10 protein-coding genes are annotated in these 13928 nt (G+C 65.5%); 7 read left to right on the top strand and 3 right to left on the bottom strand.

What is annotated here, in order from left to right:
* Positions 1 to 51 precede the first annotated feature (51 nt).
* Genes ccoG through ccoS form a run of 4 tightly spaced genes read left to right on the top strand, consistent with a single transcriptional unit; the run spans position 52 to position 4233 of the window.
* Positions 52 to 1488 (top strand): cytochrome c oxidase accessory protein CcoG, encoded by a 1437-nt coding sequence (gene ccoG / locus SxD43FB_RS02125; protein WP_096060799.1) that lies wholly within the window; start codon positions 52 to 54, stop codon positions 1486 to 1488.
* On the top strand, positions 1485 to 1946 hold the full coding sequence (locus tag SxD43FB_RS02120; RefSeq protein ID WP_037476346.1) for a FixH family protein: 462 nt from the start codon (positions 1485 to 1487) through the stop codon (positions 1944 to 1946). Before ccoG ends, SxD43FB_RS02120 begins: the two co-directional genes overlap by 4 nt.
* Complete coding sequence (locus SxD43FB_RS02115; protein ID WP_096060798.1) at positions 1946 to 4093, top strand: heavy metal translocating P-type ATPase; 2148 nt, start codon at positions 1946 to 1948, stop codon at positions 4091 to 4093. The genes SxD43FB_RS02120 and SxD43FB_RS02115 overlap by 1 nt, the downstream gene beginning before the upstream one ends.
* Positions 4090 to 4233 (top strand): cbb3-type cytochrome oxidase assembly protein CcoS, encoded by a 144-nt coding sequence (ccoS, locus tag SxD43FB_RS02110; RefSeq protein WP_037476351.1) that lies wholly within the window; start codon positions 4090 to 4092, stop codon positions 4231 to 4233. The genes SxD43FB_RS02115 and ccoS overlap by 4 nt, the downstream gene beginning before the upstream one ends.
* Here the strand turns inward: ccoS and SxD43FB_RS02105 are convergent, their stop codons facing one another.
* Both SxD43FB_RS02105 and SxD43FB_RS02100 read right to left on the bottom strand, forming a co-directional pair.
* Positions 4234 to 7158 carry a CHAT domain-containing tetratricopeptide repeat protein gene (locus tag SxD43FB_RS02105; protein WP_096060985.1) on the bottom strand — a complete coding sequence of 975 codons (2925 nt, stop codon included), beginning with the start codon at positions 7156 to 7158 and terminating at the stop codon, positions 4234 to 4236. It lies immediately after the preceding gene.
* Positions 7159 to 7234: 76 nt separating this feature from the next.
* Complete coding sequence (locus tag SxD43FB_RS02100) at positions 7235 to 8761, bottom strand: cysteine--tRNA ligase (protein ID WP_096060797.1); 1527 nt, start codon at positions 8759 to 8761, stop codon at positions 7235 to 7237.
* A gap of 393 nt (positions 8762 to 9154) precedes the next feature.
* Here SxD43FB_RS02100 and SxD43FB_RS02095 point away from each other — a divergent pair, with 393 nt between their 5' ends.
* The 3 genes from SxD43FB_RS02095 to SxD43FB_RS02085 all read left to right on the top strand — a co-directional run bounded on the left by SxD43FB_RS02095 (position 9155) and on the right by SxD43FB_RS02085 (position 10589).
* Positions 9155 to 9847, top strand: coding sequence for a Bax inhibitor-1/YccA family protein (locus SxD43FB_RS02095; protein ID WP_096060796.1), 693 nt, complete (start codon positions 9155 to 9157; stop codon positions 9845 to 9847).
* 4 nt (positions 9848 to 9851) lie between these two features.
* Positions 9852 to 10136 (top strand): zf-TFIIB domain-containing protein, encoded by a 285-nt coding sequence (locus tag SxD43FB_RS02090; protein WP_043151821.1) that lies wholly within the window; start codon positions 9852 to 9854, stop codon positions 10134 to 10136.
* A gap of 159 nt (positions 10137 to 10295) precedes the next feature.
* Positions 10296 to 10589 carry a GIY-YIG nuclease family protein gene (locus SxD43FB_RS02085; protein WP_096060795.1) on the top strand — a complete coding sequence of 98 codons (294 nt, stop codon included), beginning with the start codon at positions 10296 to 10298 and terminating at the stop codon, positions 10587 to 10589.
* A 108-nt stretch (positions 10590 to 10697) separates the two neighbouring features.
* Here the strand turns inward: SxD43FB_RS02085 and polA are convergent, their stop codons facing one another.
* Positions 10698 to 13478, bottom strand: coding sequence for a DNA polymerase I (gene polA, locus SxD43FB_RS02080; protein WP_096060794.1), 2781 nt, complete (start codon positions 13476 to 13478; stop codon positions 10698 to 10700).
* Between the last annotated feature and the right edge of the window lie 450 nt (positions 13479 to 13928).

Raw genomic sequence — 13928 nt, 5'->3', positions numbered from 1 at the left:
TCCGTCTGACCTGCGGTCAGCCACCTCCCCGTGCCGGGGAGGATTGGGCGCATGTTGATGCCGACAGATACGAGCGATCTCTATGAGAAGCGCAAGGGCGTCTTCCCCAAGGCGGTGGATGGTTTTTACCGCCGCCTGAAATGGGCGATCATGGTGGTGACGCTGGGCATCTATTGGGTGACGCCGTGGATACGCTGGGATCGCGGCCCCTATGCCCCCGATCAGGCGGTGCTGGTCGATATGGCCAATCGCCGTTTCTACATGTTCGATATCGAAATCTGGCCGCATGAATTTTACTATGTCGCCGGGCTATTGGTGATGGCGGGCGTCGGTCTGTTCCTGGTGACGTCGGCGGTGGGTCGCGCCTGGTGCGGCTATGCTTGTCCGCAGACGGTGTGGACCGACCTGTTTCAGCATGTCGAACGCTTCATCGATGGCGACCGCAATGCGCAGGTGCGGCTGGCCAAGGCCCGCTGGACCCCGTCCAAGCTGGCGCGGCGGCTGGCCAAATGGAGCGTGTGGCTGATCATCGCCTTCCTGACCGGGGGCGCGTGGATCTTCTATTTCGCCGATGCGCCGACGTTGCAGCGGGAATTTTGGAGCGGCACGGCTGCGCCGGTCGCCTATGGCACCACCGCGCTGCTGACCGCGACGACCTTCGTCCTGGGCGGCTTCATGCGCGAACAGGTGTGCATCTATATGTGCCCCTGGCCACGCATCCAGACCGCGATGCTGGACGAGAAATCGCTGGTCGTGACGTACAAGGACTGGCGTGGCGAAAAGCGCGGCAGCGTCAAGAAGGCGGCGGCGCATCCGGGCGAATTTGGCGATTGTATCGATTGCGACCAGTGCGTCGCGGTCTGCCCGACCGGCATCGACATCCGCGAAGGGCCGCAGATCGGCTGCATCACCTGCGCTTTATGCATCGACGCCTGCGACAAGGTGATGGCGCAGGTCGGGCGGCCACGCGGCCTGATCGATTATTGTACGCAGGATGATGCCGATGCGGAGAAGCAGGGGGCAGCCCCCCGTCCGGTGCTCAAGACATTGCTGCGCCCGCGCACCATCGCCTATCTGCTGGTGTGGAGCAGCATCGGCGCGGCGATGCTGTTCGCGCTGGGGGCGCGCACTCGGCTGGACATCGCCGCGCAGCAGGACCGCAACCCCATTTTCGTGACTCTGTCCGATGGGGCGGTGCGCAACGCCTATACCATCAAGATCCGCAATATGGAGACGCGGCCCCGGCCGATGACGGTGCGGGCCGAAGGCTTGCCCGGCGCGCTGCTATGGACCGATGCGATGGCGCGTGAGCAGGCCCGCGCGACGGTGGACGTCACCGTGCCGCCAGACAGCGTGGCCAAGCTGCGCCTCTATGCCGCCGTGCCCGCCGCCGGGCCACAGCGGCAGGATTTCCGCTTCGTCCTGACCGCCACCGACCGCGAAGGCGGCACCGCCAGCGAACCCGCCCGTTTCGAAAGGCCGCAATGATGCGTAGCTCCACCCCCCGCCGTTTCACCGGATGGCATATGACCGGCATATTAGTGGCCTTCTTCGCCGTCGTCATCGCCGTCAACATGCTGATGGCGACGCTTGCGGTGCGGTCCTTTGGCGGGGTGGTGGTCGACAACAGCTATGTCGCCAGCCAGAAATTCAACGGCTGGCTAAAGGCGGCGCGGGCGCAGGAGGCGCAGGGCTGGCGCGAAACGATCGCGATCGATGCGCAACGACGGGTGCAGGTCGGCCTTGTCGATGCGGTGGGGACACCGCTGTCGGACGTGGGTGTCACCGCTACCGCCGCACATCCGCTGGGCCGCGCGCCCGACATCGCCTTATCGTTCCGCGAGGCTTCACCCGGCCGGTACAGCTCGGATCGCGCGCTGCCTACCGGGCGCTGGCGGTTGTCGCTTACCGCTGCTGACCATCATTTCGTCCAAGAGATCGACTGATGGCCAGCCAAGCCCTGATCCCGCCCGCAACGGACACCGAAACGGACATAGGCACGACGCAGATCAGCCTGTTCGCGGTGCCGGGGATGCATTGCGCGGGCTGTATCGGCAAGATCGAGAATGGCCTGGCCCGCACCCCCGGCATCGCGTCGGCACGGGTCAATCTCTCGGCGAAGCGCGTCACCATCCAGCACGATCCCACGCTCAGCCCGCCCGACTTGCGCGCTGCCATCGCCGCGCTGGGTTTCGAGGCGGAGCCGCTCGCCGATCCCGGCGTCGATGTGGCGGCGGCGGAAAACCGCATGCTCATCCGCGCGCTGGCGGTTGCGGGCTTTGCCGCGATGAACATCATGCTGTTGTCCGTGTCGGTCTGGTCCGGGGCGGAGGGCGGCACGCGGCAGATGTTCCACTGGCTGTCGGCGCTGATCGCGTTGCCGACGGTGGCCTATGCGGGGCGGCCCTTCTTCCGCTCGGCCTGGGCGGCGGTGCGGCAGGGGCGGACCAATATGGACGTGCCGATCAGCATCGGCGTGGCTCTGACGACGGGCATGAGCGTCTATGAAACCCTGATCGGCGGCGAAGATGCCTGGTTCGACGGGGCGGTGATGCTGCTCTTCTTCCTGCTCGCCGGGCGCTGCCTCGACAGCCTGATGCGGGGCCGGGCGCGTGCTGGTGTTGCCGCGCTGCTCAAACAATCCGCGCCGGGTGCGATGCTGCTGGACGATAGCGGGCAAAGCCGTTGGGTCGCGGCGAGCGCGCTGCGGCCCGGCATGATGATGCTGGTCGCCGCGGGCGAAAGGCTGGCCGCCGACGGGCGCGTGATGGAGGGCGACAGCGGCATCGACATCGCTTTCCTGACCGGGGAGAGCGCGCCGGTGCGCGTGCGTCCGGGCGATTTGGTGCAGGCCGGCGCGCTCAATATCGACGGGCCGATCCGCGTCGTGGTGACCGCCGCCGGGCCAGACACAGTGATCGCCGATATCGCCCGGCTGATGGAGGAAGCGGCGCAGGGCAAGTCGCGCTATGTCCGCCTCGCTGATCGGGCGGCGCGCTATTATGCGCCGAGCGTGCATCTGCTGTCGGCGCTATCCTTTGCCGGGTGGATGATCGCGGGTGCGGGCGCGCATCAATCGCTGCTGATCGCGGTCGCCGTGTTGCTGATCACCTGCCCCTGCGCGCTGGGGCTGGCGGTTCCGGCGGCGCAGATTGTTGCTTGCGGCGCGCTGATGAAGCATGGGGTGCTGGTCAAGGACGGTTCGGCGCTTGAACGGCTGGCGGAAGTGGACGAGGCGTTGTTCGACAAGACCGGCACGTTGACGCTCGGTCGCCCGGTGCCGCGCGATCTGGCGGGACTGGCGGCGGAGGACCGCGCCGTCGTGCTGGCCCTGGTGCAGGGGAGCCGCCATCCGTTGAGCGTTGCGCTGCGCCAGGCTTTGGAAGGCGAGGGTATCGTCCCGGCGGCGCTGACCGACCTGCGCGAGCAGGCGGGCGAGGGGATGACGGGCCGGTTGGGCGATGAGGCGGTGGCGCTAGGCCGTCCGCGCAGCCTCATCACCTTGTTCGATCTGGCGGCGGAATATCGGCGCGGCGATCGTGCCGTCCTGCTGCGCTTTACCGATGCGTTGCGGCCCGACGCGGTCGAAACGCTCGCCGACCTGCGCGCCATGGGCCTCAAAACGCTGATCGCCAGCGGCGACCGGCCAGAAGCCCTGACCGAGATTGCGCGCCAGACCGCGACCACCGCGATCGGCCATCTGCGCCCGCAGGACAAGCTGGCGCTGATCGAACGGTTGCGCGCGTCGGGTCATAGGGTGTTGATGGTCGGCGATGGGCTGAACGATGGCCCCGCCCTTGCCGCAGGCCATGCCAGCATGGCCCCCGCCTCAGCGAGCGACGCCAGCCAGCTGGCGGCGGACGCGGTGTTCCTGGGCGATCGGCTGGCCCCGGTGGCGATGGCCGTGCGCGCCGCGCGGCGGACGGTGCGGGTGGTGAAGCAGAATTTCGCGCTGGCGATCGGCTATAATATCTTTGCCGTGCCGCTGGCGATCGCGGGCCATGTCACCCCGCTGGTCGCCGCGGTCGCCATGTCGACCAGCTCGCTGATCGTCATCGCCAATGCGCTGCGGCTCAAGGGCGCGGCGCGATGACCGGCCTCACCGTCCTCATTCCCATCGCCCTGTCGCTCGGCCTGCTTGGCCTCGCCGCCTTTTTCTGGGCATTGGGCAGCGGCCAGTTCGACGATAGCGATGGCGCAGCGGCGCGCATCCTGATCGACGATGACGAGTGATCAGCGCCCGACGAGGATGAAGGGTGCCCAGATATAAGGCTGCGCCGCGCCGGGGCGGTTCGACCGCATCAGTTTCAGCATCGCGCGTTGCAGCGCCACCGCGCGGGGCAGGCCACGCTCCGCCCCCTTCACCGTTTCCAGCGTGACGAAGGCGCTGGCATCGTCACGCACCGGCCAGTGCGAGACGAGCAGCGAACCTGCGCCCGCATAGCGGAAGGCCTGTGCCAGCCCAGAATAAGCGGGGGCCTGCGCACTGTCGCCCGCCGCCGTGTTGCAGGCGGACAGGATCACCCAGTCTGCGCCGATCCGCATCGCGGCGACTTCGGACGCGGTGAGCAAGCCGTCCTCGCCGGTCGCGCCGGGGGCGGGGGGCGAGAGGACCAAGGCGGGCTCGGTCACGCCCTCCATCTGCCCGCTCACTAGGCCATGCGTCGCGAACAGGATGACGCCATAGGTGGACAGGTCGAGCGCGCGCAGGGCGCTTTCGCTGGCCGCTTCGCCCAGCATCAGGGTCGCGCCTTGCGCGCCATAGCGGCTGGCGACGCCGCGTACTTCGTCCGCCGATCCGGGCAGCGGCGGCAGGTGCGAGAGCGCTTCGCCATCGGCCGCGCCGCCCCGGTAATATTGGTTCGCGGCCATCAGCGTGGGGGCAGGGGTGGCGTTGGCCGCCGCTGGAAAGGGCAGGGGCGCGCCGACGCCCAAGAAGCGGGATGCGGCGACTTGCATGGGGCGCTTGTCCGCCTCCATTGCGAAGGAGGGCTGCACCGCCAGCGCATAGCGGCGGATCAGCCAGGGCGTGTCGCGCTCGACGGCGGCGACGGGCCGCTCAGGCAACAGTGCGAAGGGCAGGGAGGCGAAGGCACCGGTCGGCACGATCCGCAGCACATGCACCTTGCCCAAGGTCTCGCGGATGGCGGGGGTGAAGATCTGGCTATAGAGCGTATGGGCGGCGGGCAGGTCCATGCCGCCCGGCGTCATCGTCGCGCGCAGCCGATCGACCAGCGCGACCATCGCGGCGCGGCTCATCACCGTGCGTTCGACCCGCGCGCCGGTGCGGCTGATCGCCAGCAGATAGACATGACCAAAGGCGGGCGTGACCGCCAGCAGCGCCTCATCCTTGCCAAGCCCTGCCTGCACCTGCGCCAAATCGGGCTTCACCCCGCCGCGCGCTTCGGCCCAGCGGGGATGGTCGCGGCTGATCGCGGCGCGCAGGCCGGTCACTTCGGCATCGAGCCGGTCGCGGGCGCTGCGGGTGGCGGCGACATCGCCTGCGCTCGCCAGCGCCCGCAGCATCGCGCGGTCTGCGGTCTGGAGCGCGCGCACCTTGTCCTGCAACGCCCGGACCCGCTCGCCAAGCGCCGGATCAGCGACCAGCCTTTCAGTGACGAGCCGGTTGGCTTGCGCGATCTTCGACCCCGCTAGGATCGCCATGGCGTCGAGCGCCAGCGCCGCATCCTGGCTGTCCGCCGCGATGGCGAGGATCGAATCGAGTGCCGCGCGCTGTTCGTCGGCCAGTTCGCCATCGTCGCGCAGATTCTGCTCGTCGCGCAGCAGGGCGGCAAGCTGGGCCGCAGCGGCGGTGCGGGCCGGATCGCCATTGGCCCAGCGCTGCATCATCGCGGCATTGGCCAGCGCGAAGGCAGGGCTATTGTCGAGCGCGGCGGTTTCGGCGGCATAGTCGCGCGCCGCTGCCGCTGCCTTATCCCGCTGTTGCAGATCGAGCAGCACCGGGATGAGATGCGGATAGACACGCTGGCCCATGTCGCGGTCCTGCGTCGTTTCGGCGCGCACGCGAGCCAGGGCGGTTTCCAGCTTCGTCGCGGCCTCCTCCGGCCGTCCGCTGGCCTGGTCGATCAGGCCCAGCAAAGCGAGCGATCGGGCTGCCTGCGGGCTGGCTTCGCCCTCCACTGCGCGAAACCCCTTTTCCGCTTCGACATAGAGCGGCGCGGCATCGGCATAGCGTTCCAGCGGCAGCAATATACCGCCCAGATTATAGAGGCCATAGTGGAAATAAAGGCTCTTGGTCCCCACCGTCTCGCGCTTGATCGCAATCGCGCGCTGCAGATAGGCCAGGCTTTCTACCCGCCGCCCCGTGCGCGACAGGAGGATGCCCAACATTTCCAGCGCGCGGGCATAGCTGGGATGCTTGGTATCGATATGGGCGGTCGCGATCTCCACCGCCTGGCGCGCATAGCGTTCCGCCTCGGCATTGCGGTCGGCGCGAAGCAGCATTTGCGCATAGGTATAATAGGAAGCGACCGTGTCGGGATCATGCGGCCCAAGCCCGGTGATCCGCGCGTCCATGCTGCGCTTCTGCGCCTCCACCGCATCGCTGTTGCGGCCAAGGCGCGAATAGGCCTGTCCCAGCGAGAAGGCGATGTTGGACTTGAGCATATAATCGCCCTTGCCCAACGTCTTGGGATCGACCTGCGCGAAATGGCGGTCGGCATAGGCGCTGCCCTCCGCCAATGTCTGCGCGCCGGTCGCGACGTCGCCGTTCACGGACTGGATATAGCCTTTGATCGATAGGCCCTGCATCCAGGGGATCGGATAGGCGTCGCGGAAGGGGGCGAGCAGCGCCAACCCCTTTTCGGCCATCGCCAGCGCCTGCGGATTCTTGCCCTCGATCTGGTCCATCGACGCCAGGTTGATCGTCGCCACCGCGCCCAGCGGATGGGGCAGGCCGTTCACCTTGACTCGGCTGGCTGCCGCAACCAACTTGTGCCAAGCGTCGCGCGTCGCCGGACCCATCGCCTTGTCGAAATCGTCATTTTCGAACAGGGCCGTGCCGCGTGTCTCCATCGCGCGCAGATTGGCATAGCGGGCATCGTCGCGCTGGAAACCGCGCATCGCGTCCGGCGCGGCCAACGCCTGTGGCGCGGCCAGCGCCAGAAGCAGACTGATTGCGCGCGTCGAAAGCCTCATGCCCATGCCCCCAAGGTTTCCCCTGCGTCAGCATAGGCGCGCGGCGCAGTGCCGCGTCAAGTCACAACCGCAGCCGTTACGATCCTTGCGCCAGCGTCAGCCGCCAGTCCCAGCGTAGCGGATCGCCATCCATCACATCGACGCCCTGTGCGATCAGGGCGTCGCGGATCTCGTCCGACAGGGCGAAATCCTTGTCGGCGCGGGCGGTGGCACGGCGCTCCAACTCCGCCTCGATCGCGTCGGGGGTGATGGCGGCATGTTTGGGTTGCAGGCGCAGGTCGGCGCGGCCGAGCGTCATCAGGTTCAGCCCCAGCGCCGCGTCGAACGCCGCGATCAGGCACAGCTTTTCATCCACCGGGATCTTCTTGATCGCGATCGCTTCCTCCAGCAGTGGCAGGGCGCGGGGCGTCATCAGATCGTCGGCGATCGCTGCGTCGAATTGCTCCAGCAGCGGCACCAGCTTGGGATGGAGGTTGGCGCGCAGATAATCGAGCCGTGGCGATTGCCAGGTCACGCCCTCGGCGCGGGCCTTCAACCCTTCGACGCCCATCACCAGCCGCTTGAGGCGCGTCAACGCCGCCGCCACGCCCTCGGCGCTGAATTCCAATTCGCTGCGATAATGGGCACCCAGGCATAGCAGGCGATAGGCGAGCGGATGCACGCCTGCGTCGATCAGCGAGAAGAGGGTGGTGAAGCCGCCCTTCGACTTGCTCATCTTGCCGCTGCGATCGACCAGGAAATTATTGTGCATCCACCAGCGCGCGCCGGTGAAGCCCGCCTCTGCCGCGCCGACATCGCCGCCGCAGCAGGCGTGGAACGCCTGATTCTGGGCGATCTCATTGGGATGATGGATTTCGCGATGGTCGATGCCGCCGGTGTGGATGTCGAACGGATGGCCGAGGCGCGCCTGACTCATCACCGAACATTCCAGATGCCAGCCCGGCGCGCCCTTGCCCCATGGGCTGTCCCATTCCATCTGCCGCTGCTCGCCCGGCGGCGATTTGCGCCAGATGGCGAAGTCGGATGCGTTGCGCTTGCCCGCGACCGGATCGATCCGCGCATGCGCGGCATCGTCGCGGCCGCCCGCCAGCGCGCCATAATCCGGCACCGTCGAACTGTCGAAATAGAGACCGCTGTCCAGCTCATAGCAATGGGTCGGCGCGATCTTTTGCGCAAATTCGATCATCTGCGGCACATAATCGGTCGCGACCGTCCACTCGCTAGGCGAAAGGATATTGAGGTCGGCGATATTCTGCTTGAACGCCTGGGTATAATGGGCGGCGATGTCCCAAATGCTCTTGGCACTGGCGCGCGCCGCCGCCTCCATCTTGTCATCGCCCGCATCGGCGTCCGACGTCAGATGGCCGACATCGGTGATGTTGATGATGTGGGTGACCGACAGACCCTTCCACAACAGGGTGCGGCGCAGCGTGTCGGTGAAGACATAGGCGCGCAAATTTCCCAGATGCGCATAATTATAGACGGTCGGCCCGCAGCTATAGATGCGCGCATGGCTGTCCTCGATCGGCGCGAACGGCTCGATCGTGCGGGTCAGGCTGTTGAACAGGCGCAGCGGCGCGGTGATATGCTGGTCGTCGGACATGGCGCAAAGCGATGGCGCGAAGCGGCGCGGTGGTCAATCCTCCTTCTCCCCTCCCGCCTGCGGGAGGGGCCGGGGGTGGGCCTTCACAGCGTTGCGCCAACCCACCCCCTAACCCCCTCCCGCAGGCGGGAGGGGGGATATTTGTAATAAAATGTTGCATCTGCGCCCGGCCCTTGCACCGGCGCGTTCCTCCACCAATATGCTTGATGCGGGCCGGGCCCCTCTGACGATCTGGATTTCTCCCCCTTGTCCATATCGTGATGTCGGACCGCATCGGGTGCGCCCGGTGCAGGTTTTGCGGCAGTTACCCCCTCAATGTCGCAAGAGACCGCACCGGGCCACTCGATCCACCGTCTTGATGGAGTAAGAGTAGCCGTGAATAATCCCGTTCGTATGCCGGGCTATGGCGCGAGCCGGACGGCGCAGACCGACGCCGGGCTGCGCGCGCATATGCTGGGCGTTTTCCGCAATATGGGCCTGGGGCTGGTGATCACCGGCCTGGTCGCCGCGTTCATCGGCAATACGCCGGTGCTGGCCGCCGCGATCTTTGGCACGCCACTCAAATGGGTGGCGATCTTCGCGCCGCTGGCCTTTGTGTTCTTCTTCAGCTTCCGCATCGACAGGATGACGACGGCGGGCGCGCGGATGGCGTTCTTCGCCTTCTCCGCCGTGATGGGCGTATCGCTGGCCAGCATTTTCCTGGTCTTCACCGGCGGGAGCATCGCGCAGGCCTTCTTCTCGGCTGCGGTCATGTTCCTCGCCATGGCGCTGTGGGGCTACACGACGCAGCGCGACCTGACGAAGATAGGCAGCTTCCTGATCATGGGCCTGATCGGCATCATCGTCGCCAGCCTCATTAACCTGTTCATCGGCTCGTCGGCGATGCAGATGGTCATCTCGATCCTGGGCGTCGTCATCTTCACCGGCCTGACCGCCTGGGATACGCAGCGCATCAAGTCGGATTATTTCGCCTATGCGGGCCATGAAATGGCGGCCAAGATGCAGGTCATGGGCGCGCTGTCGCTGTACCTTAATTTCGTCAACCTGTTCCAGATGTTGCTCAGCCTGACCGGCGAGCGGGAGTAAATCTATGCGTGATCAAGCGGCGGTCTCCGCCATGCTCTGCCCGGTCTGTCATGTCGGATTGGCAATGACGGACCGGCAGGGGGTTGAAATCGACTATTGCCCACAATGCCGGGGCGTGTGGCTGGACCGGGGCGAACTGGACAAGATCATCGAACGATCGGGGCCGGGTAATGTCGCGGCGGCCCCCGTGGCACGGCCAAGCTACCGCCCCGATCGCGACTTTCGCGACGATGGGCGGGGCTATCCACAAAAGCGGAAGAAGAGCTTTCTGGAAGAATTGTTCGATTGAGGGGAGGCCGGTCCGGTGGGGATCGGCCTCTTTTTTGCGGCATAAGCAAGCAAGATCGAAGCATTCGCCGGGATGACGTGAAATTGGGCGCGCACCTTGCCTCCCCGTCATGCCAGCAAACGATGGCATCTCCCTGCCTTTTGACGCAACCTTGCAACTATGGCGGGTGGTTGGCTCTATATCATGACGAACCGCGCTTATGGCGTCTTATATATTGGCGTGACAGCCAGTCTGCCGCGTCGAGCCATGCAGCATCGCGACGGCGCTGGCTCGGACTTCTGTCGTCGCTATCGGCTCGACCGGCTAGTCTATGCGGAGCGGCACGAGACAATCATGGACGCCATCACGCGGGAGAAAGCGGTGAAGGCGTGGAAGCGCGCCTGGAAGGTCGAGTTGATCGAGAGCGTCAATCCCAAATGGGTTGATTTGTTCGATACATTGCATCTGGACTAAGGGACAGCCAGAACAAGTGAGATGCCAGCGTTCGCTGGCATGACGGCTAAAATATCGCGTCCGTCATCCCAGTGAAAGCTGGGATCTCTCTTCTTCTTCAAACAGGCCTCAATGCGCCGCGCCCCAACTCGGCCCCGTGCCAATCTCCACGCCCAGCGGCACGCTCAGCTTCACGATCGGTTCAGCCGCACTCTCCATGACTCGCCGGATCACCGCGCTCGCCGCGTCCACGTCCCCCTCCGGCACCTCGAACACCAGTTCGTCATGCACCTGCAACAGCATCTTGACCCCCGACAGCCCCGCCGCGTCCAGCGCCGGTTCCATGCGGGCCATCGCCCGCTTGATGATGTCGGCGCTCGTGCCCTGGATCGGGGCGTTGATCGCAGCGCGTTCGGCCCCTTGCCGTTCATGCTGGACCGATGCCTTGATGCGCGGGAACCAGGTTTTTCGCCCGAACAGCGTTTCGGTATAGCCGCAGGCGCGGGCCTTTTCGATCGTCTCGTTGATGTAGATGCTGATGCCGGGGAAGCGCTCATAATATTTGGCGATCATCTCCTGCGCTTCGTCCGCACTGATCTCCAGCCGCCCGGCCAGCCCCCAGCGCGAAATGCCGTAGAGGATGGCGAAGTTGATCGTCTTCGCCCGGCCGCGCGTGTCGCGATTGACCTCGCCGAACAGTTCCTTGGCGGTCGCGGCGTGAATATCCTCGCCCGCCGCGAAGGCGTCACGCAGCGCTGGCACATCGGCCATATGCGCGGCCAGCCGCAATTCGATCTGGCTATAGTCCGCCGCCAATATGACATTGCCGGGTTCGGCGACAAAGGCATGGCGGATCTGCCGCCCGACTTCGGTGCGGATCGGGATATTCTGGAGGTTGGGATCGGTGGAGGACAGCCGCCCGGTCTGCGCCCCGGTCAGCGAATAGCTGGTATGGACGCGGCCCGTATCCTTATTGATCTGCGCCTGCAGCGCATCGGTATAGGTGGATTTGAGCTTCGATAATTGCCGCCATTCCAATATCTTGGCGGCGATCGGTGCGCCCTGAGCCTGCAACTGTTCCAATATGGTGACGTCGGTCGAATAGGCTCCGGACTTGCCCTTCTTGCCGCCCTTATAGCCCATCTTGTCGAACAGGATCGCGCCCAGTTGCTGGGTCGATCCGATCGCAAAAGGCTGCCCCGCCAATTCGTGAATCTCCGTTTCCAGCGCCGCGATGCCCGCCGTGAACTCGCCCGACAGCCGCGCCAGATGCTCGCGATCCACCTTGATGCCGCGATGCTCCATCCGGGCGATCACCGATACCAGTGGCCGATCGACCAGTTCGTAGACGCGGTTTGCGCCTTCATTCGCCACGCGAGTCTTGAACAGGCGCCACAGCCGCAGCGTCACGTCCGCATCCTCGGCGGCATAGGCGGTCGCCTTGTCCAGCGGCACTTCGCCGAAGGTAATCTGGTTCTTGCCGGTGCCGACCACCTCCTTGAAGCTGATACAGTCATGGCCAAGATGCGTCCGCGCGGCCTCGTCCATGCCATGGCCCGACAGGCTTTGCCCGGCATCCAGGTCGAAGCTCATGACGATCGTATCGTCATAGGGGGTGATCTCGATGGCGTGGCGGCGCAGCACGGTCATGTCATATTTAAGGTTCTGGCCGACTTTGAGGACCGCATCATCCTCCAGCAGCGGCTTGAGCTTCGCCAGCACCAGCGCCTTGTCGAGCTGCGCGGGCTTTTCCGCGAACATGTCGCGCCCGCCATGGCCGACCGGAATATAGCAGGCCTGGTTGGGGCCGGTGGCGAGGCTGATGCCCACCAACTGGCACGACACGCAATCAAGCATGTCCGTTTCGGTGTCCACCGCGACGACCCCCTCGGCCCGCGCCTGCGCGATCCAGCGGTCGAGCGCCTCTTCGCTGACCACCGTTTCGTAGAGGCTTCGGTCGATCGGCGGCGCTTGCGGCGCGACCGGTGCGGCGATCGGCTCGGCCACGCCCGCAGCGGCGGCAGCAACGGCCACGGCAGCCGCAGGCGCGCCCAGCCGGTTGAGCAGCGTCTTGAACCCATGATGCGTCAGGAAATCCTGCAACGGCTCCTTGGGAATGCCCTTCAACGCCAAATCTTCGAGCGGTTCGGGCAGGTCCATGCTGTCGTGCAACGCCACCAACCGCCGCGACAGCCGCGCCATGTCGGCATGGGCGATCAGATTTTCCTGCATCTTCGATTTCTTCATCGACGGCGCAGCGTCCAGCGCGGCTTCCAGCCCGCCATGCTCGATGATCAGCTTCGCCGCCGTCTTGGGGCCGATGCCCGGCACGCCCGGCACATTGTCCACGCTGTCGCCCATCAGCGCGAGGACATCGCCCAATTGTTCGGGCTGCACGCCGAACTTGCCGACGACATAGTCGGCCCCGCGCCGCTCATTCTTCATCGTGTCGTACATGTCGACGCCGGGCTGGATCAGCTGCATCAGATCCTTGTCGGAACTGACGATGGTGACATGCCATCCCGCCGCGACCGCCGCCTTGGTATAGCTCGCGATCAGATCGTCCGCCTCATAGCCCGCCTCCTCGATACAGGGGAGCGAGAAGGCACGGGTCGCGTCGCGGATCATGGGGAATTGCGGGACCAGATCTTCGGGCGCAGGCGGGCGGTTCGCCTTATACTGGTCATACATGTCGTTGCGGAAGGTGTGCGATCCTTTGTCGAGAATCACTGCCATATGGGTCGGCCCTTCCGCCTTGCCCAATTCCTCGGCCAGCTTCCACAACATCGTCGTATAGCCATAGACCGCGCCGACCGGCTGGCCATGCTGGTTGGTGAGCGGCGGCAACTGATGATAGGCGCGGAAGATATAGCCGCTGCCATCGACGAGATAGAGGTGATTCTGGGTCATGGGGCAGGGGATAGCCGGTAACGCCGCCCCGCTCCAGTAGCGCGGTGCCGGCTCTATTCGTAACCGAACCATTAGCTGGCGGCCTTTCTTACCCCTCTCCCTTGAGGGAGAGGGCTGCGCAGACTTGGCAGCGTGCTGCCTAGTCGTAGCTGGGTGAGGGTATCGAACCACCGGGGATTCGCGCTGCCTCGGCGTCGCCCCCCTCATCCAACTGCGCCTAAGTGCCTTCGGCACCAAGGCTGCATATCCTACTCCCCGGCGAGGAGAAGGGGTGGTAAGAAGATGTTCCTCAAAGGTCGTCACCCCGGACCCTTCGACAGGCTCAGGACGGACTTGATCCGGGGTCCATGAGCCTCCCCCTCTCAGTAACGCCAAACGGTTGAGCCAATGGATGCCGGGTCAAGCCCGGCATGACGGCAAGGGGTGGTTTGCAGACTGTCAGCTAATGCG

It is taken from the genome of Sphingobium sp. D43FB (genome assembly GCF_002312805.1).
In the GTDB taxonomy this organism is placed as follows: Bacteria; Pseudomonadota; Alphaproteobacteria; order Sphingomonadales; family Sphingomonadaceae; genus Sphingobium.
This window is presented reverse-complemented; position numbering and strand designations above follow the sequence as displayed.